Genomic DNA, 20,063 nt, shown 5'->3' on the forward strand with positions numbered 1-20,063 from the left:
GAGAGGTGAACAAGTTCTCTCCCCATTCCCTCCTCAGCCCGTCCTGACGCGCAGCGTCTCCTTCTTGGCCCGGTTTCCGCAGGTGCCCATGGAGCACCAACGGCGGTTTCCGGGGCGGGAGATGTCCAGGAACAGGGCTCCGCAGGTCGGGCCCGCGCAGTTGCGGAGCCGGGTGAGCGACGGGGAGGTGACCAGGTCCAGGGCATCGCGGGCGACGAGGGCGAGGGTGGCCCGGACGGGGTCGTCGGCGTGCTGGGCGAGGTGCCCCGCCGAGGTGAGGTGCGGTACGGGGACGGCGTGCGCGGCGGCCGAGTTGACCCGGTCGCGGGAGGGGGTGTCGGGTGTCCGGCCGGCCCGCGCGGCGGTGATCAGGGCGTGGACGGCCTCCCGTAGCTCCCGCGCGTTCGCGGCATCGGGACGCCCTGTGGCGTCGGCGCAGGGGCCGCACTGCCGCACCCACGCCAACAGGGCCTCGGCGTCGGGGAGTTCCTCCACCACGTCGAGCGAACCGCGGTGCCGCAGGGTGCGGACGAAGTCCAGGCAGAGGCGCCCGGCGCCCTGGCGGAAGCGGGGAGTTGCTGGCACGGGCCCACCCTACCTCCGTAGAACCGGTTTAAGCGGTGCCGCGGGACAGGCTCGCCTGCTACCGTCACCCGAACCAGTCAAACCGGTTCTCACGTGAGGTGTGTCCGTGCCCCGCTGGGTGATCCTCGTCCTGTCCCTCGCCTGTGGTGTGGGCGTCTCGACCATCTACTTCCCGCAGGCCATCAGCTCGCTCGTCGCCGCCGACCTGCGCGTCTCCACGGGCTCGGCGGCCCTCGTGGTGACCGCGGCCCAGTTCGGCTACGCGGCCGGCATCTTCCTCCTCGTCCCCCTCGGCGACCGGCTCCCGCACCGCCCCCTGATCGTCACCCTGCTCACGCTCACCGCCGCCGGACTGCTCGCCGCGAGCGCCGCGCCCTCGCTCCCCCTGCTCGTCGCCGCGAGCGCGGTCACCGGCGTGACGACCGTCGTGCCGCAGATCATCATCCCGATGGCCGCCGGACTCGTCCCCGCCGAACGCCGCGGAGCCGTCACCGGCACACTCCTCAGCGGCCTGATCGGCGGCATCCTCCTGGCCCGTACCTTCAGCGGCACCCTCGGCGAGAGGTTCGGCTGGCGGGCGCCGTACGTCGTGGCCGCGGTGATCGTCCTGGCCCTGGCCGCGATCCTCTCCCGGGTCGTCCCGGACACCGAGCCGTCCACGCGACTCAGTTACCCGTCCCTGATAGCCGCGCCCCTGAGCCTCCTGCGCACCGAACCCGACCTGCGCCGTTCCTGCCTCTACCAGGCCACCGTCTTCGCCGGCTTCAGCGCCGCCTGGACCACGCTCACCCTCCTTGTCACCGGACCGACGTACGCCATGGGCGCCCAGACGGTGGGCGTCCTGGGACTGGTCGGCGCGGCCAGCATGTTCAGCACCCCGCTCGCCGGACGCCTCGCCGACCGCAGGGGTCCCGACACGGTCAGTCTCCTCGCCATGCTCGGCACGATCGCCTCGGCGGCCGTGCTCGTACCGGCCTACGGCGGCGGCACCACCGGCCTGCTGGCCCTGGCCGCGGGCATGCTGCTGCTCGACGTGGCCGTCCAGTCCGGCCAGGTCGCCAACCAGGCCCGCATCTTCGCCCTGCGGCCCGAGGCCCGGGCGCGTATCAACACCGCGTACATGACCTGCGCGTTCCTCGGCGGCAGCGCGGGTTCCTGGCTCGGCGTGCGGATCTACGACCGGTTCGGCTGGCGGGGTGTGACGGGTCTGGTCGCCGCCCTGGCCGTGGTCGCGCTGGCCCGGCACCTGCACCACGTACGCCGTGCGCAGCGCGGCAAGCGGCGACCGGACCGGGCAGGATTCGAGAAGCGCGAATCCACGCGCCGCCCGTAGCGTGACCGCCATGGACGTCACCGCGCATCGATGCCGGAAGCGGACGTACCGCTCGAAGCCTGGTTGGATCGAGCGGGGCGATGACCGCCGAGGGGCTCTCGGCGGCCCGGCGCAAACGGAGGGAAGAGCACGATGAGCAAGGCCACGAGGACGGATACGCGGTCGTCCGTGCCGCACGCTGCCGACAGCCATGACCTGATCCGCGTGCACGGGGCGCGCGAGAACAATCTCAAGGACGTCAGCATCGAGATCCCGAAGCGTCGGCTGACGGTGTTCACCGGTGTCTCCGGCTCGGGCAAGAGCTCGCTCGTGTTCGACACGATCGCCGCGGAGTCGCAGCGGCTGATCAACGAGACGTACAGCGCCTTCGTGCAGGGCTTCATGCCGACGCTGGCGCGGCCCGAGGTCGACGTCCTCGACGGGCTGACCACCGCGATCATCGTCGACCAGCAGCGGCTTGGCGCCGACCCCCGCTCCACGGTCGGCACCGCCACCGACGCCAACGCGATGCTCCGCATCCTCTTCAGCCGGCTCGGCAAGCCGTACCTCGGCTCGCCCAAGGCCTTCTCCTTCAACGTCGCCTCGATCAGCGGCGCGGGCGCGGTCACCATGGAACGCGGCGGACAGCAGGTGAAGGAGCGCCGCAGCTTCAGCATCACCGGCGGCATGTGCTCGCGCTGCGAGGGCCGCGGCTCGGTCACCGACCTCGACCTCACCCAGCTCTACGACGACTCCAAGTCCCTTGCGGAAGGCGCGATCACCGTCCCCGGCTACACGGGCGGCGGCTGGAACTCCCGGCTCTACAGCGAGTCCGGCTTCTTCGACCCGGACAAGCCGATCCGCAGGTTCACGAAGAAGGAGTTGCAGGACTTCCTCCACCGCGAGCCGACCCGGATGAAGATCGCGGGCATCAACATGACCTACGAAGGTCTGATCCCGCGCATCCAGAAGTCGATGCTCGCCAAGGACCGGGAGGGCATGCAGCCGCACATCCGGGAGTTCGTGGACCGCGCGGTCACCTTCACCGTCTGCCCCGACTGCGACGGCACCCGCCTCAACGAGGGCGCCCGCTCCTCCAAGATCAAGGGCGTCAGCATCGCCGACGCCTGCGCGATGCAGATCAGCGATCTGGCGGACTGGGTGCGCGGCCTCGACGAGCCGTCCGTGGCACCGCTGCTCACCGCACTGCGGCAGGCCCTCGACTCGTTCGTCGAGATCGGTCTCGGCTACCTCTCGCTGAACCGGCCGGCGGGCACGCTGTCGGGCGGTGAGGCGCAGCGCGTCAAGATGATCCGCCACCTCGGTTCCTCGCTCACCGACGTCACGTACGTCTTCGACGAGCCCACCATCGGACTGCACCCGCACGACATCCAGCGTATGAACGACCTGCTGCTGCGCCTGCGCGACAAGGGCAACACCGTGCTCGTCGTGGAGCACAAGCCGGAGACCATCGCGATCGCCGACCACATCGTCGACCTCGGCCCCGGCGCCGGTACGGCGGGCGGCACCGTCTGCTTCGAGGGCACCGTCGAGGGACTGCGCACCGGCGGCACCATCACCGGCAGGCACTTCGACGACCGGGCCTCCCTCAAGGAGTCGACGCGGAAGCCCACCGGCGTGCTGGAGATCCGGGGTGCCGCGACGAACAACCTCCAGGAAGTCGACGTCGACATCCCGCTCGGGGTGCTCGCCGTCATCACCGGGGTCGCGGGTTCCGGCAAGAGCTCGCTGGTCCACGGGTCGATCCCGGCCGGCGAGAACGTGGTGTCCGTCGACCAGGGCGCCATCCGCGGCTCACGCCGGAGCAACCCGGCGACGTACACCGGACTCCTCGAACCGATCCGCAAGGCCTTCGCCAAGGCCAACGGCGTGAAGCCGGCCCTGTTCAGCGCCAACTCCGAGGGCGCCTGCCCGACTTGCAACGGCGCCGGGGTCATCTACACCGACCTGGCGATGATGGCCGGCGTGGCCACCACCTGTGAGGACTGCGACGGGAAGCGGTTCGACGCGTCGGTGCTCGAGTACCTCTTCGGCGGCCGTGACATCAGCGAGGTGCTCGCGATGTCGGTGACCGAGGCCGAGGAGTTCTTCGGCGCGGGCGAGGCGGCGACACCGGCCGCGCACCGGATCCTGACCCGGCTCGCCGACGTCGGCCTCGGCTACCTCAGCCTCGGCCAGCCGCTCACCACCCTCTCCGGTGGCGAACGCCAGCGCCTCAAGCTGGCCACGCACATGTCGGAGAAGGGCGGCGTCTACGTCCTCGACGAGCCCACCGCCGGCCTTCACCTCGCCGACGTGGAGCAACTGCTCGGCCTGCTGGACCGGTTGGTCGACTCCGGCAAGTCCGTCATCGTCGTGGAACACCACCAGGCGGTCATGGCCCACGCGGACTGGATCATCGACCTCGGCCCCGGTGCCGGACACGACGGCGGCAAGATCGTCTTCGAGGGGACACCGGCCGACCTGGTGGACGCGCGCTCGACGCTCACGGGGGAGCATCTGGCGGCGTACGTGGGCGCGTGACCGTCATGCAACTTCCTTGAACTCAAAGGGAGTTGTACGACGCCTCACGTTTTCTTGCCGATGTCGGCGGAGCGCGCCATGAAGCGGGCGGCTCCGCCGGTCACCCGGAACAGGAACCCTCCACCGTCGCCGCGGGCCTGGAAGAACTGTGTGGAGGCGTCGAAGCTCATGAGGCGGGTGATGCCCTGCCAGGGGCGGCGCAGGAGTTCCGAGCGCAGGGCGGTGCGGCCGTCGTCGCCGACGGAGGCCAGGCCGTGGGCGGCGAACCGGACGGCGTCGTACGCCTCGGCCGCCCAGGGGCCCGGCGCGTGTCCATGGCGGGCGCGGAACGCGGTGGCGAACGCCTTGGTACGGGTGTCGGTGTTCGCGTCGGTGTAGCCCGTGGCGATCCTCCAGTCCTCGCCGGCGGCGAGGAAGGGGGCGCCGAGGACGTGCTCGCCCGCGACCCGGGCGCCCCGGTGGCCGGCGTCCCGCAGCGCGCGGGCGCAGGCCGCGGCGCGGTCCGGACTCACCCCGCCGAAGAAGACGGCGTCGCGAGGGCGGGCGGCGATACGGTGGGCGGCCCCGGTGAAGTCCTCGTCCGCGGCTACCTCCTCCACCGTCGTCCCGCCGTCGAGCACGCCGTTGACGGTGATGTTGCGGACCGTGGTCAGACTCTCCACCTCGGTGGCCAGGTCGTGCACGACCACCGTGCGGGCGGGTTTGACGACCCGGTTCAGATAGATCACCGCCGCGAACGGGCCGACGATCTGGGTGACGCGCAGCACGAGGGCGCTGGTGGTGTTGACGACGTCGAGCGCGCCGGTGTCGGCCCGGGTGATGAGCACGGTCAGCCGGGCCCTCGTACACGGCGGCAGCACCGCGGGCACGGTCGCGTTCCTGCCCGCGGCGATCACCACGGACACGTCCGGGTCGGCGGCCAGCCGCGCGGCCGCCGCGGCGGAGCCCGCCGCGGTGCCGCCGTCGTCGGCGGTGCGCAGCACGAGGTCGACGGTGCGTCGGGCGTCCTGGTCGTGCTGCTCGACGGCGAGGAGGGCGCCGCGCTTGTGGTTGGTGAAATAGGGGTCGTTCGGGCTGCCGAGCAGCGTGACCACGTGGCGGTCGCGCCGTACGGAGCCGGTGTTCGCCGACGTGCCGGCCCGGCCCCACTCCCACCACGCGCCCGCCCCGGCCACCGCGGTGACACCGAGTGCGGCTCCCGCGACGAGCAGGCGCCGCCGGGTGGGCGAGGGCGGCGCGTCCGCGGGGGAGGGGTCGGCGAGCATGGTGGGGTCGGGCACGGGCAGGTCGAGGACGCGTGCGGCACGGGCGGCGACCAGAGCCGGCAGCCCTTCGGGCAACCACTCGTCCACGGCGAACTCGCCAAAGGTGTCGAGGAGTTCACGGGTGCTCGGGCGGCGCTCCGGTTCCTTCGCCAGACACCGTCGTACGGTCCGGTCGAGGCTCTCCGGTAGTCCGTCCAGGTCCGGTTCCTTGCCCACGGTCCGGTACAGCACGGCCACGGCGCCGCCGGTGCCGAACGGCGGCCGGCCGGTGGCCGTGTGGGCGAGGACGCAGCCGAGCGAGAAGACGTCGCTGGGCGGACCGACGGTGTGCCCGCGGGCCTGCTCGGGGGAGAGGTAGCCGGGGGAGCCCACGACGGAGCCGTCCGTGGTGAGCGCGGTCGCGCCGACGGCCCGCGCGATCCCGAAGTCGATCAGCCGCGGCCCGTCCGCGGCCAGCAGCACGTTCGCGGGCTTCACGTCCCGGTGGACCAGCCCGGCCGCGTGCACTCCGTCCAGCGCCTCGGCCAGCACGGCACCGAGACCGCGCAACTGCGCCTCGGGCCAGGGTCCGCGCAGCGCGACGGCCTCGGCGAGGGACGGGCCGGGAACATAGGCGGTGGCCAGCCACGGGGAGCGGGCGTCGGCGTCGGCCGCGACGACCGGCACGGTCCACCGGCTCGTGAGGCGCGCGGCCAACTCGGCCTCGCGGCGGAAGCGGGCGCGGAAACCGGGGTCGTCGGCGTACTCCTCGCGGATCACCTTCAGCGCGCACCAGGCGCCGTGCGGCGAGCGCGCGAGGTAGACGACGCCCATGCCGCCCGCGCCGAGCCGTCCGGCGAGCCGGTGACCGCCGATCACGGACGGATCGGCGGGCAGGAGCCGTTCCACGTCGGCCGCCTCCGTTTCCCTGTCGTTCCCGCCTGCCGGTTCCGGGCCTCACTCCAGCACTTCAGCCCTGGCCCTGCGCCGCGCGATTCAGATCGCCGAGCGATCCCAGTTGCCTGAACCGCCCGCCGCGGACCACGTGGACGAAGGTCTCGTCCGCCCAGCCCGTCGAGCTGTTGTCGTACTGGTGGAAGTCGCCGAAGGCGTACGTCCGGGCGATGCCCCGATACTTCACCTTCGCCAGCCGCACGGCGAGATCGGCCCGCACCGGCCGCCGACGTGCCCCGGCCGGGACCGTGCGGGCGAACTCGGCGAGCAGCATCCCCACGCTGTCGTAGGCCTCGGTCGCGCACGGCTCCGGAGTACTGCCGTAGCGCTTCCGCCAGGCCGCGGTGAAGTCCTTGGCCCGCCTGGTCGTCAGTACGGAGGGGTCCACGGCGTCCGTCACCACGAACCAGCCGTCGCCCGCCGTACCCGCGAGGCGTGGGAAGTCCGAGCCGTACAGCTGGTGCTGCATCCAGCGCGGTCCGGTGAAGCCGGCCGTGGCCAGGGTCTGGGCCGTGCGGACGGTGGCGTCCAGGGCGCCCAGGTACACGAAGGCCTCGACACCGGCGGCGAGCAGTTCGCGCACCGCCTTCGGGCCGTCGTCCGTGTCCTCCGCTACGACGCGGGGCACGACCTCGCTCTTGAGGATGTTGCGCCAGTTGCCGACCACCTGGGTGCCCTCGTCCTGCATGGCCGAGCCCCCGGCCCGGTCGATCACGACGCCGGCCGGTACCACCTGCTGGGTGATGTAGGCGTGCAGTCCGATCCAGCCGCCGAGCGCGGCGTGGGCGGGTCCGGTCTGGAAGGAGGTCTTCGGCGACGTCAGGAAGTAGTCCTGCTGGCCCGTGCTGCTGGAGACATGGGTAAGCCCCGCCGCACCGTAGACGGCCGCGGCCCTCTGCATGGGGAGCTCGGCGACCGGTCCCAGCACGGCGACGACGTCCCGGTCGGCGGTGAACGTGCGGGCCACTTCCTGGGCGGTGTCCGCGTCCCCCCGGTCGGCGAGGACCTTCACCTTCAGGTCATAGGTGCGCTTGGGCGTGGCGTTGTGCTCGGCGACGGCGAGGCGGGCGGCGCGTTCGGAGGCCCGGCTGACGGCGGCCTCGGCAGTGCCGGTGGTCGTGTGCACGCCGAGGACGTACACGGGACGCGTGACGCTCGCGGACGGTTTCTCGTCGTCCCCCGACGCCCACACCGCCGCTCCGGTCCCGCCGCCCGCGAGCAGCAGCGCGCCGCCGGCCAGCAGCAGGCGGCGCCGTCCCGGGTGCCGGGCGGGGACGGCCGGGTCGTCCACGACGGTGGGTTCGATGTCCGGGAAGGCGAGGCTCTCGGTGGCCCGCGCGGCGACCATCCGGGCGACGGGGTCGGGAAGCCAGCCGCCGGAGGCGTCCGGAGTGTCGTCGGCGAGCAGGTCCCGTATGTCCTCGGCCGTGGGCCGTGTGGCCGGGTCCTTGGCCAGGCAGCGCTCCACCAGGGTCCGCAACTCGCCGTCCAGACGGCCGAGTTCCGGCTCGTCGTGGACCGTGCGGTACACCAGGGCGTCCGGCGTCCCGGTGCCGAAGGGAGGAGCGCCGGTCGCGGCGTACGCCAGCACGCAGCCCAGCGCGAAGACGTCGCTCGCGGAGACGGCGGGCTGACCCTGGGCCTGCTCCGGGGCGAGGAAACCGGGGGTGCCGACCACGAGCCCGGACGCGGTCAGTGCCGTGTCGTCGGCGGCGCGCGCGATGCCGAAGTCGATCAGGCGCGGCCCGTCCAGGGCGAGCAGGACGTTGCCAGGCTTGACGTCCCGGTGGACGAGCCCTGCGGTGTGCACGGCAGCCAGCGCCTCGGCCAGCAGCCGGCCCAGGACACGTACGGCGGGCGCCGGCAGCGGGCCGTGGTCGGCGACCGCCTCGGCGACGGACGGACCGGGGACGAACGCGGTGGCCAGCCACGGCTCGCGTGTCTCGGCGTCCGCGTCCAGGACGGGGACCACCCAGGGGCTGTCCACTCTCCGCGCCAGCTCCACCTCCCGCGCGAAGCGGGCCCGGAAGTCGTCGTCACCGGCGCTCTCCCCCCGGATCACCTTGACCGCGGCGAGTGCCCCGGAGTCGGTGCGCCCGAGGTAGACGACGCCCATGCCGCCCGCGCCGAGTCGCCGCAGCAGCCGGAACTCCGCGAGGCGGGACGGGTCGGACGACCGCAGCGGTTCGCTCACTGCCCCGCCTCCTTCTTCTCGGTCGGTTCCGCGGTGGCACCCGCATCGCCCGCCTTGCCCCGGCTGTCGATGCTCGCCGCGACGAAGGTCATTCCCTTGCCCATGTCGGTGGTGACGGTGGAGTCCTCGGCCTTGGTCCGGCCCGAGCCGTGCCGCGCGGTCGCGGCCAGGGTGACCGGCCCCAGCCGGAACTTGTACCAGTCGAAGGGATGCGCCTTGCCGTCGGCGGTGACCCAGTTCCCGCTCTCCGTCAGGTCGTCGTCGGAGATCACGGACCGCCCGTCGGCGAACGCGTCGACCCGGGAGTACAGGCCACGCACCCGGTCCGTGGCGTTCAGTTGCTGCTCGGGGCAGCGCAGCGCCTCCTCCAGCGACCCGGCCATGTCGCGCCGCGCCGCCACGACGTCCGTGTGCACGGTGACGGTCAACGACACGTACACCGGCCCCTTGCCGTCCTTCGCCGGCAGCTCGTACGCCCGGGTGAGACTGGCCAGTACGGTGTCGGGCAGCCCCTCGCGCCGCCACAGGCAGTCCTCGCCGAGTACGGCCCACTCGGCCGGATCGCTCTCGAAGGGATCGCGCTTGCGGTACCCGGTGCCGAAGTAGTCGGGGCGCACGATGAGGTCACGCACGAACGTGACAGCGTCGGCCCGGGTCCTCGGCGCCCGGTCCTCGGCGAGCGAGTACGGCTCGTTCACGGGCGACGCCGAGGCCGAGGACGACGCCCCGGCACTCTTCTCCGGCGTCTTCTGCGCCTTGGGCTCGTCGTCCGACCCGCTGCTGCACCCCGCCAGCAGCAGCACCCCCGCCGCCGCGGCTAAGACTGGTCTCCACTCGGCCATCCGTCGCTCCCGCCCCTGTGCCCGCACCCTTGTCATGAGTGTGGCGCACGCCCGCGTTCTTGGTCGCCAACTACCCCTATAAACATGAGTAGTTAGGGGTTCTGACGACGACGCACGGGGCTCCGGTTGCACATCGGCGAAGGGGAGGGGCGCAGCTGCCGGTCGGCAGCGTGCAGCGCGTCCCGGTACCCGGCCGTCACACAGGACCCTTCGTCCGCGGTGCGAACCGGGCCGTAGGGGCGAAGCTGGTGGAGTCGGAAGTTCGTCCGAGAACGGAGGCGCACCCCATGGACATGAAGCTCGAAGTCGTCGTGGTGCCGGTCGGGGACGTGGACCGGGCCAAGGGTTTCTATACGGCGCTGGGCTGGCGGCTCGACGCCGACGTCGCCACCGGCGAGAACTTCCGGGTGGTGCAGATGACCCCGCCGGGCTCGCCGGCCTCGGTCATCTTCGGCACCTCGGTCACCTCCCAGACACCGGGCTCGGCCCAGGGCCTGCACCTGATCGTGGACGACATCGACGCCGCCCACGACGAACTCAAGCGGCTCGGCGCCGACCCGAGCGACGTGTTCCACGACGAGGGCGGCGTCTTCCACCACGCCGGGACCGACGCCAGGGTGCCCGGTCCGGACCCGCAGCGCAGCAGCTACGGCTCGTTCCTGTCGTTCGGCGACCCGGACGGCAACGGCTGGGTTCTCCAGGAGATCACCGCCCGGCTCCCGGGCCGTCTGGACCCCGCGACCACGGCATTCGCCTCCGCCGAGGATCTGGCGGGCGCGCTGCGCCGTGCCGCCGCGGCGCACGGTGAGCACGAGGCGCGTATCGGCGCGGAGGATCCGGACTGGCCCGACTGGTATGCGCAGTTCATGGTGCGGGAGCGGGCGGGTACCGAATTGCCGACGTGAGCGCGTCGGCCTCCCGCCCGCGCCGTCCGGGCGTCCCGCTGCCGTGAACACCCCTGGGCACACTGGGGGGTTGTTTGTCGGAGATTTCCGGATGATGACCAAAGCGGGCCGGGGCCGGGAAGACTGGCGGTGTGTCAGAGATACGAACAGCCGTGGATCGTCTGCTGGTGCGTGGTGAGGCGGCGTGGACACCGCACGTCGAGCGGCATGTGGCCGGCGCCGGTGAGAATCCGGACAGCTGGCTGCCCGCCGCGGCCGGGCTCCTGCGTGCCTCCTGGGCCGAGGGCGGCCGGGACTGCGCGGTGGCCGCGGTGGCTGTGCTGGAGTACGCGCTCGACGTGGGGGAGCGGCGGGATCCGCGGCGGCCCCGCTGGGTGCTGCACCTGTGGCTGGCCGAGCGCACGCTGTCGCAGCGGTTCGAGGACCACCGGTTGTCGAACGAGGTCCATCATCATCTCGCCGCCCAGACGCAGGGGCGGCCGACGGACGATCCGGTGGCCGTCGCGGCCACCTACCCGGAGGAGCCCCCGCCCAGCCACTTCGAGCCGCCCCGGCCGTCGCATCCGCACGCCGTACGGCTGGCCGAGGGCCTTCCGGCGGCCGATCTGGTCCGGCCCTGTCTGCTGGCCCGGCTCGCGCAGTCCGCGTTCTTCCGCATCGAGTCGGGGGACATGGCTGTCCTTGAGGACGCCGGACGGTGGGCCGAGACGGCGTTCGCCGGCATCACCGCCGACCATCTGGAGGCCGGCCTCGTCAGCGCCACCGTCGTCCACGCGTCCCTGGTACGCCTGCGCGACAGGCCGAGCGACACACGGCCCGTCGACCTGGCGCTGCGGGGCGGCCGGTCGGCGCTGCGGGCGGTCGAGTACGCCCGGCGCCACGGCACCGCCCCGGTCGACGCCGAGGCCGCCTCAGCGCATCTCATGTTCTCCCTCGCCCTCACCATGTCCGTGCCGTTCCATCCCGAGGAGGAGGTGATCGACGAGGCCATCGCCCAGTTGGAGGCGTTCCGGGCCTGCGGGCCACCCGACGACAACGGGATCTACGCCGGGAACATGCCGGCGCTGCTGAGCGCGAGGGCCCTCCTCACCAAGTCGCCCGCCGACCTCCGGCGTGCCGACGAACTGTGGGCCGAGCTCCAGCGGGACCTGCCGCCGGACCACCCCCTGCTACCGCACATCGCCGACAAGCGCACCGCGTCCGCCGAGTTGGCGAAGATGCTCAAGTGGATGCCGATCGACGGCGCCCAACTGCTCCGGCTCGTGGCCCCGATGCTGGGACGGCTGCTGAGTGGGGTGCAACTGCCGCCCGTCCGGATGTCCGCCCCCATGGGCCGCCCCGGGGTACGTTCGCCCGGCCCCGGCCCGGCGGACTTCGCCCGGTTCACCGGCGGCCCCCGGCCCGCCTCGGCCGACGCCGGACCCGGTCGCACGCGAACCGCCGACCTCGGCTGGCCCCCCGGGCCACCCGCTGACGCCGGGCCCGCGGAGCCGGCCAACGCGGCGGACCTCGACGGGCTGCCACCGGACGCCGCGGCCGTGCGGGCCGCCCTGCTGGGCGCCGGTGCCAGCGATCCGCGTCGACTGGCCCTGGCCGTCGACCAGTTGAAGGCCGCGCTGGCCGGGCCGCTGCCCGACGGGCGGCGCGGCTTCTTCGCCTCCACCCTCGTGCAGTTCCTGGCCGCGCAGTTCACTTTCAGCGAGCGCCACGAGGACCTGGAACGGGTGGTGCGGTGCGGCGACGAGCAGCTGGCCCTGCTGTCGCCCACCAGCCCGCGGTACATCGAGCTGCTGTGCTCGGTGGAGATGCACCGGCACGCCTACGGGATGGTGCGTCAGGACGAGGCGACGGTCGCCCGGGCCTCCGACGCGCTGGCCTGGGCGGTCGGCCGGCTGCCGGAGATGTCGGCGACCTGGCTCGGCTGCGTCATCCTCTACGCGGACGCGCTGTCCGGCGTCTCCTGGATGCGCCGGGACGTGTCCGGCGCCCAGGAGGCGGTACGGCTCGTCGAACTGGCCGCGCGGGCCCTCGAAGAACTGCCGGGCCGGCCGGAGTACTCACCCGAGCTGGCCGCCCTGCGCGAGCAGCTCCGCCCCGCCCTGGCGACCGTCACCGAACTGGTCCGCACCGCCTTCGACGATCTCACCGGGTACCGCTACGGCGATCCCGAGCCCAGCTCCTGGGACCCGGCCACCGAACGGGCGCTGCCGCCCCGGGCCCGCTTCGAGAACGCGCGGACCGCGCTCGGGGCGGCGGTGAACAGTCGGAACTGGGCCCGGGCGACCGACGCCGCCGAAGCCGCGCTGGAGGCCCTGCCGCTGGTGGTGTCCCAGGCGCTGCAACGCGACGACCGCCAGGCCGTCCTGCGTGCCGCGCTGCTCGGCCGCCGCTATCAGGGCCCGGGCGGTTCCGGCCGCTCCGCCGACCTGCCGGACCGGCTCGCCGGGACGAGCCTGGCCCGTACCGCGTGCGCGGTGGCGCTCGCCGCGGGCCGCACCGAACAGGCGGCGGCCCTGCTGGAACAAGGGCGGGCGGTCCTGATGGGACAGGACCTCCAGGCCCGCAGCGACGACGCCGACCTCGCCGCGGCCCATCCACAGGTGGCACGGGAGTTCGCCGCCCTCGCCCGCCGGCTGCGGGAGACGGAGAGCGGGAGCGCGCCGGGCCGGGCGGGCACGGCGGGCGCGTCCGGCGACGCCGCGCGGATCCGGGAGCAGCACGCGGTGACCGAGGAATGGCAGCGGCTGCTCGCCCGGATCCGGGGGCTCGCCGGGTTCGAGTACTTCCTGCTGCCGCCCAGCGCCGAGCAGATGCGGCGCGAGGCGAAGGAGGGGCCGATCGTCCTGATCAACATCGACCGGCTGCGCTCCGACGCCCTCGTCGTGACCACCGGGGGCATCGAGCTGGTGCCCCTCGACGTCACCGAGGGGCGCCTCGCATACACCGCGCGGCAGTTCCTCGCGGCGGTCTCCGTGGGCGTCGGCGAGACGCGCGCCCAGCGCAAGGAAGCCGCCGAGACCGTGTTCGACACCCTCGCATGGCTCTGGGACACCATCGCCGAACCCGTGCTGGACGCGGCCGGCCTGACCCGGCCGATCCCCGAGGGCGCCCAGCGCGGCGCCGTACCGAGGCTGTGGTGGTCGGCGTCCGGACCGCTGGCGCATCTGCCGCTGCACGCGGCCGGTCATCATCGGGCGGCCGAACTCGGCGACGGGCGCTCGGTGTTGGACCGGGCAGCCTCTTCGTACACGCCGAACATCAGGGCGCTGCGGCACGCCCGGCAGGCCCCGGCGACGCGCGGGGGCGGCGGCCCCTTCCTGGCCGTACGGCAGCCCACCGGCGCCGACGGCATGGACGGCGCGTCCGTGGCGGAGGTGCAGGCGATGGCCCACACCCTGGGCGGACTGCGGATCGTGCAGGGTGCCGACGCAACGGTCGAACGGGTCCTCACCGAGCTGTCCTCCGCGGCCACCGTGCACTTCGCGTGCCACGGCCTCAGTGACGCCGAGGACCCGTCCAAGAGCCGTCTGGAACTCGCCGACGGACGGCTCACGGTCCGGGACGTGGCGCGCGGACATCTTCCGCACGCCCAGCTCGCCGTGCTGCTGGCCTGCCACACGACCCGCACCGACCGCCTCCCCGACGAGGCCGTGCACCTGACGTCCGCGTTCCAGACGGCCGGGTATCCGCAGGTGGTGGGAGCGCTGTGGGAGGCCACCGACCTGGTGTCGGTACGGCTGACGGACCGCCTGTACCGCGACCTGCGGACCTACGGCGGCGGCCTCGACGTCACCGACACCGCGCGGGTCGTGCACGGGATCGTACGGGGCCTGCGGGAACGGCATCCCGGCTCGCCGCGCGTATGGGCGCCGTACGTCCACACCGGGCGTTGACGAGTGACGACGGACCAGGGGAAGGAACAGGCGTGAGCACATCGGAGGGGGCGGCCGTGATCGACCGGGAGACGGCCGACGGGGCGCGGCTGGCGCTGGAGCTGATGCTGGAGGAGTGGCGGCTGCCGCCCGAGGGATGGGTGGAGATCGCCGAACTGCTGGACGAACTGTCGACGGCCGTCGCGGCGGGAGACGCGGCCAAGGTGAACGCGCTGACCGGCGAGCTGGACGAGTGGTCGGGCAGCAGGGTCACCCGGATCCAGGGCACCGGGGACGGGAGGGTGCCGCTGCCCGAGCCGGACCGGGAGCGCGTGGTCGCCCTCGTGCACGCGCTCAAGCCGGACTCCCCGCCCGGCGGCCCGCACACCGCGCCCGCCCGGCGGACCTGACGGCCGGCCGATGCTGTCGGTACTCGCCAACGTCGCGATCGGTCTGCTGACCAGCCTCGTCGGCCTTGGCCTGGGCACGCTGTGGGAGCGGGGACGGCGGCGACGGAAGCTGTACCGCAGGGCCGCCTTCTTCGGCACGCGGCCGGGCGAGCACTGCGTGATCGTCGTCGGCACCAAGCACGGGCAGCCCGGCACGACCCAGCAGCGGGATCTGCGGGCGGTCGTCGAACTGGCCGTGCTGCTCAGCGAGTTGGGCTGCCGGGTGAGCGTGGAGACCGGCGATCTGCGCGGCACCAACGGCGACCGCACCGAGTTCTGTGTCGGCGGGCCGATCGGCGGGTCCAATCCGCGCACCGGCGGACATCTGACGGCCCATCTGCCCGGGGTGACGATCACTCCGTTCAGCGACCGCCCCGACTCGGTGGCCATCGCGGTCGGCGGGGAGCGCTACTACTTCGACCGCGGCCACCAGGAGTACGCGGTGGTCGCCAAGTTCACGCCGCCCGAGTCGAGCCGCCCGGTGGTGCTGGTGTGCGGGCAGAGCTCGGTCGCGAACCAGGCGGCCGTCCACTTCCTGCGGCGGGAGTACGCGCAGGTGGTCCGGTCGGTGGCGTCGGTCGACCGCTACTGCCTGCTGGTGAAGGTCTCCGACATCGGCGTCTACGCCTTCCACCGGTCGGTACTCGAACGGGACGTGTCCGCCGAGGCGTTCGCGGCCGTTGGCTGAACACCCGGACGGGACAGGCGCGTCCGCATAGACGAGCACCCGGTCCCCTGCGCCGGGTGCTCGTCGGACCGTGCGGATCGCGGATCTTCCGGTTCGCCTTGATGCGCTGTCGGCAGACCTGACAACTGAGGCCTCGGCCCTGTGCTTCGCTCCTCAGCAGCCGGTCGGCTCAGAGGCGGGACGGGGGCAGCGGGATGAACGGACGCAGTTCGTCGGCGACCCAGTGCACGGGTGTCTGGAACACCTCGCCGATCTGCGTGTAGAGGTCGTGCAGGGTGTCCGCCGACGTCGATTCGAAGCGCGCCCGGGTGGGGTCGGTGTCGCTGGTCGGCGCGTCCACGACGGTCACGAAACGGTCGTCGCGCGCGGCGGTGACGTAGACGACGTTGGAGTCCGGAGCCTCGGTGATCCGCGCGATCCGACGTAGTTCTCCCGGTGCGAGCGGCGGGATCCGTGCCTCCTCGGGCGTCGGCCCGGGCCGGCCCACGAGCCAGGGCTCGGAGCGGTTCTCCTGCCAGAACCGCCAGTCGGCGGCGGACAGCCGGTTGCTCGGCACGCCGTGCGCCCGGAAGAACTCCAACGCGGCCATCCGTACGGTGTCGTAGGCCGGGCTGGTGAAGTCGGAGCCGACCAGGTTCCACACCGTGCGCGCGGCGCCGAACAGGGCGAAGCCACCGGCCGGCAGCACGGCGTCGGCCAGCGCGCGGGCGAAGTCCTGCGGGTCGGACTGCGCGAACGGCAGGTACGGCGCCTGGAGTTCGCCCCACACGTCCGAGGCGTCGATGTCGGTGCCGACGGGGTCGAACTCGAAGCGGCCGAACCGCTCCATCCGTGACACCACGTCACCCGGCAGCCGGGCGGCGCGGGGCGTCCTGGGGAACAGAGACATGGGACTCTCCTGGCACAAGAGCGGGAACCGGCCGGTGCGAGCCCACCGGAGCCGGGCGCAACCTGTGTAACAAGGGCAGGAGTTCGCACTCAACAGTTCTCCGGCGAACCGGACGATCCCCGGAAAACCCGGACGGCCGGCGGGCGGGTCCGCAGGACCGGGACGACGCGTTCGGCCCTGTGCGAGACTCGGCCGCGACACAGGCGGCAACGCCGTTGCGTGGCAAGGGGGTTGCGTACGATGGGGCGTCCGCAGAAGGAGATCGTCCTGGACGGATCACCGGCCCGGCTCTTCGCGTACTGGCTCCGGGACCTGCGCGGATCGGCCGGACTCACCCTGGACCAACTGGCCCGCCGCACCGGGTACGGCAGGACGACCGTCAGCGACGCCATGCGGGGCGAGAACCACCCCACCCGTCCGGTCACCCTGGCGATCGTCGGCGCCTGCGGGGGCGATGTCCGGCGGTGGGGCGAGTACTGGGCGCAGGTGCGCCGTGCCCTGGACCCCGACAGCCCGGACGGTCCGGACGGAGTCGTCCCGCCGCCCTGGGACGGCCGGGCGGACCGCGCGAACGGAGCGCATGCCGAGCGGTGTCCGCCGGGCTGCGGGCGCGCCGAGCCGCACGGCTGGTACACCGAGTCCGTGTCCACCCGGCTCAGGCTGGACACCCCGGCCCCCGAGGCGCTGGAACGCCGGATCGTGGTCGCGACCTGCGACGGCCTGGCCCGGATACCGGTCGGCGTCAGCGTGCCCCGGCGCGCCGGCGACACCACGCCCGGGCACGAGCTGGAGATCTCCGTCGTCCAGGGAGGACACCTGGAGGACGGCGGGCCGCAGTACGAGAGCTACTTCGAACGGTTCCTGGTGCTGCCCGCACCGCTCAAGGCCGGGACACGACACGCGTACGAACTACGGCTGCGCATCCCGCCGGACCAGCCGATGGCACCGCACTTCGTGCATGTGCCGCTCACCCGCAGCGAGCACTTCCGGCTGCGGGTCTGCTTCGACCCGGCGCGACCGCCGCACACGGTGTGGCGGCTGGCCGGGGTGCCCACCGCCGTGATCTACCAGCAGAACCCCGGCACGCCGACGCTCCGCCCCGACGAACACGGGCTCGTGGACGTCGAGTTCGGCGCGATGAAGGTGGGCTACGGCTACGGGCTGAGCTGGCTGGAGGCGGGCACCGGAGGATAGTCCGCCGCCGTGCGCAGCTTGGCGCGGACCGGTTCGGCGTCGGGGTGGTGCAGATCCTCGAAGAGCGCGAGGGCCTCCTCCCACAGGGCCCGCGCCTCCTTGCCCCGGCCGAGTGCCGCATGGGCGTCCCCGAGGTGCTCCAGGGCGTGGGCCTCGCGGAAACGGTCGCCCAGGGCGCGGTCGAGGTCCAGGGAGACCTCGTAGTGGCCGATCGCGGCGGCGGGCCGGCCGAGCCCCTGTTCGGCGCGCCCCATGCCGATGAGGATGCCCGCCCGCCCGTCAAGGTGGCCGAGCCGGGTGTAGAGGTCCAGGGCGCGGCGCGCGTGATCGAGGGCGACGGTGTGTTCTCCCAGCCGTTCCCACTGCTGGGCCACGGAGGTGAGTCCGTCGGCGAGGGCGACCGGGTCCCCGGTGCGCTCCGCCATGGCGAGGGCGAGCCGGGCGTGCGGCATCGCCCTGCGGGGGTCGCCGCAGGAGCTGTACACCCGGACCAGCGAGAGCCGTACCTCCCGTACGCCCTCCGCATCGCCGAGGTCACGGCAGGTGCGCAGGGTCTCGTGCAGCAGGTCGAGCGCTTCCCTGGTGCGGCCCAGGCGGGAGAGGGCGTCGGCGAGCCGGCGGCCGGCGGTGGCATGGGCGGCGCGGTTTCCGGCCCGGCCCGCGGCGTCGCGGGCCAGCGCGTGCACGGCGGCCCGCTGGGCGCGGCGGCCGGAGCGGCGCAGATGGAGGGCGCAGGCGTCGGCGAGCCGCCAGGCGTACGGCTCCAGGCCCGGGGTGGCGGCGGCCTGGGCGATGACGGCCTGCAGGGAGGGCAGTTCCGACTCGAACCAGCCGGTCGCCGAGGCATGGTCGCCGATCGGAGGCAGCGCGCCGGTGAGCACCGGCGCTCCGCCGGGTGCCGGACGCCAGGGTTCGAGGTGGTGGTCGGCCAGGCGCGCGGTGTCCAGGTAGTGCCGCAGCAGCCGTTCGGTGCCGTCCCGGCGTTCCTGGGGTGAGCCGCCGTCGAGGAGTTCCACGGCGTAGAGCCGGAGCAGATCGTGCAGGGTGTAGCGGCCCGGGGTGTGCTGGCGGACGAGGTGGGCGGCGGTGAGGGTGTCGAGGAGAGCGGTGGGCGGCTCCGTGTCGCCGATGAGGCCCGCGCAGGCCGTGGCGTCGATCTCGGGTCCGGGGTGGCAGCCGAGGAGCCGGAAGAGCCGGGCGGCCGGCGCCGGCAGCAGTGCGTACGAACCGTGGAACACGGACCGCAGGTCGACATCCGCGTCCAGCACCCCGAACAGGTCCAACGGCGCCCGGGCACGCCGCAGTTCGCGGACCAGAGCGCCGATGGAGCCGGCCGGGGCGGCGGCCGTGCGGGCGGCGGCGACGCTCAGCGCGAGCGGCAACCGGGCGCACAGATCGACCAGTTCATCGGTCTCGCGCGGTTCCAGGGCGATCCGCGCGGCGCCCATCTGCCGCTCCAGGAGGGTGCGGGCGGCGTAGCGGGGCAGCACGTCGAGGGCTATGCGCAGGGCGCCTTCGCGTATCACCAGGCCGTCGAGGCGATTGCGGGTGGTGACGACGGCCATGGAACCGGAGTCGGTGGGCAGCAGCGGCCTCACCTGGTCGGTGGAGCGGGCGTTGTCCAGGACCAGCAGCACCCGGCGGCCGGCCAGCAGCGTGCGCAGCAGTCCGGAGGCCACGGCGGTGTCGGTCGGGACGGCGGCGGGGGTGACGCCGAGCGCCTGGAGGAAACCGTGCAGGGCCTCGCCGGGGTCCATGACCGCCTCGTCGCCGAAGCCCCGCAGATTGACGTAGAGCTGGCCGTCCGGGAAGTGGCCCTGCGTCCGGTGCGCCCAGTGCAGGGCGAGCGCGGTCTTGCCGACGCCCGCGGTGCCCTCGACGACGGCGACCCCGGCCCGGCCCGGGGCGGGGTCGCCGGACGGGCTCCGCACCGCGTCCAGCCGGCCGAGTTCGGCGTCCCGGGCGACGAACACGGGGTGGCTCAGCGGGAGTTGGCGGGGTACGGCGAGAGCGCCGGGGGACCGGCGGGCGGCGGCCGGGCGCAGCCGCCGGGCGGCGTCGACCTCGTCCCGCAGGGTGGCGAGCCGGCCGGCCTCGGGTCCGGAGACGCCCAGTGCGGCGAGGAGCGCGTCGAAGACCGCGGTGCCGGGCAGGGTGGTGCCGTTGAGGTAGGCGTACAGGCTGCTGGTGGAGACGTTGAGGCGGCGGGCGAGTTCACGGCGGTCCAGCGTTCCGCCGAGCCCCTTCTCGGCCCGGACGACGGCCCGGGTCAGTGCGACCGCCAAGCGTTGTGCCAGGGTGTCCGCGCTCTCGCCGGACGGCCGGGACATCTCGTTCACCACCGTTCCTCCGAGGGGCCGTTCACGGATCCGCACCGCGCGGGTCCAGACG

General features: G+C 73.3%; 13 protein-coding genes. 7 read left to right on the forward strand and 6 right to left on the reverse strand.

Annotation, left to right across the window (positions count from 1 at the left end; translation table 11 throughout):
• Window positions 1-33 precede the first annotated feature (33 nt).
• Window positions 34-585: a CGNR zinc finger domain-containing protein gene (locus tag OG496_RS52940; protein WP_405976154.1), complete on the reverse strand. Its 552-nt coding sequence runs from the start codon at window positions 583-585 to the stop codon at window positions 34-36.
• A 100-nt stretch (window positions 586-685) separates the two neighbouring features.
• On the opposite strand from OG496_RS52940, the gene OG496_RS52945 reads away from it, so the two are divergent.
• Window positions 686-1,918, forward strand: a complete 1,233-nt coding sequence (locus tag OG496_RS52945; protein WP_405976155.1) for an MFS transporter — start codon at window positions 686-688, stop codon at window positions 1,916-1,918.
• 132 nt (window positions 1,919-2,050) lie between these two features.
• On the forward strand, window positions 2,051-4,441 hold the full coding sequence (locus OG496_RS52950) for an ATP-binding cassette domain-containing protein (RefSeq protein ID WP_405976156.1): 2,391 nt from the start codon (window positions 2,051-2,053) through the stop codon (window positions 4,439-4,441).
• 44 nt (window positions 4,442-4,485) lie between these two features.
• Here OG496_RS52950 and OG496_RS52955 read toward each other — a convergent pair whose 3' ends face one another.
• The 3 genes from OG496_RS52955 to OG496_RS52965 form a co-directional block, all read right to left on the reverse strand.
• Window positions 4,486-6,594, reverse strand: coding sequence for a bifunctional serine/threonine-protein kinase/ABC transporter substrate-binding protein (locus OG496_RS52955; protein ID WP_405976157.1), 2,109 nt, complete (start codon window positions 6,592-6,594; stop codon window positions 4,486-4,488).
• Window positions 6,595-6,655: 61 nt separating this feature from the next.
• Entirely contained in the window at window positions 6,656-8,833 is a 2,178-nt protein-coding gene (locus OG496_RS52960) for a bifunctional serine/threonine-protein kinase/ABC transporter substrate-binding protein (RefSeq protein ID WP_405976158.1), read from the reverse strand.
• Window positions 8,830-9,675 (reverse strand): hypothetical protein, encoded by an 846-nt coding sequence (locus OG496_RS52965; protein ID WP_405976159.1) that lies wholly within the window; start codon window positions 9,673-9,675, stop codon window positions 8,830-8,832. Before OG496_RS52965 ends, OG496_RS52960 begins: the two co-directional genes overlap by 4 nt.
• 287 nt (window positions 9,676-9,962) lie before the next feature.
• Between OG496_RS52965 and OG496_RS52970 the strand changes: the two genes are divergently transcribed.
• The 4 genes from OG496_RS52970 (at window position 9,963) to OG496_RS52985 (ending at window position 15,589) form a co-directional block, all read left to right on the forward strand.
• Window positions 9,963-10,580, forward strand: a complete 618-nt coding sequence (locus OG496_RS52970) for a VOC family protein (RefSeq protein ID WP_405976160.1) — start codon at window positions 9,963-9,965, stop codon at window positions 10,578-10,580.
• 131 nt (window positions 10,581-10,711) lie between these two features.
• The gene (locus tag OG496_RS52975) at window positions 10,712-14,473 is read left to right on the forward strand and encodes a CHAT domain-containing protein (RefSeq protein ID WP_405976161.1); all 3,762 of its coding nucleotides are present in this window, start codon (window positions 10,712-10,714) and stop codon (window positions 14,471-14,473) included.
• Window positions 14,474-14,505: 32 nt separating this feature from the next.
• Window positions 14,506-14,862 (forward strand): CATRA system-associated protein, encoded by a 357-nt coding sequence (locus OG496_RS52980; protein WP_366495833.1) that lies wholly within the window; start codon window positions 14,506-14,508, stop codon window positions 14,860-14,862.
• 10 nt (window positions 14,863-14,872) lie between these two features.
• A complete protein-coding gene (locus OG496_RS52985; protein ID WP_405976162.1) occupies window positions 14,873-15,589 on the forward strand; it encodes a hypothetical protein in 717 nt (238 codons plus the stop codon).
• Between the two features lie 169 nt (window positions 15,590-15,758).
• On the opposite strand, the gene OG496_RS52990 is transcribed toward OG496_RS52985, so the two are convergent.
• Window positions 15,759-16,478 (reverse strand): hypothetical protein, encoded by a 720-nt coding sequence (locus tag OG496_RS52990; protein ID WP_405976163.1) that lies wholly within the window; start codon window positions 16,476-16,478, stop codon window positions 15,759-15,761.
• Window positions 16,479-16,718: 240 nt separating this feature from the next.
• Here OG496_RS52990 and OG496_RS52995 point away from each other — a divergent pair, with 240 nt between their 5' ends.
• Window positions 16,719-17,672 carry a helix-turn-helix domain-containing protein gene (locus OG496_RS52995; RefSeq protein ID WP_405976164.1) on the forward strand — a complete coding sequence of 318 codons (954 nt, stop codon included), beginning with the start codon at window positions 16,719-16,721 and terminating at the stop codon, window positions 17,670-17,672.
• On the opposite strand, the gene OG496_RS53000 is transcribed toward OG496_RS52995, so the two are convergent.
• Window positions 17,633-20,002, reverse strand: coding sequence for an ATP-binding protein (locus tag OG496_RS53000; protein WP_405976874.1), 2,370 nt, complete (start codon window positions 20,000-20,002; stop codon window positions 17,633-17,635). The two genes, OG496_RS52995 and OG496_RS53000, sit on opposite strands and share 40 nt — an antisense overlap.
• Window positions 20,003-20,063: the final 61 nt, after the last annotated feature.

The organism is Streptomyces sp. NBC_00988, assembly GCF_045162645.1.
Lineage (GTDB): Bacteria > Actinomycetota > Actinomycetes > Streptomycetales > Streptomycetaceae > Streptomyces.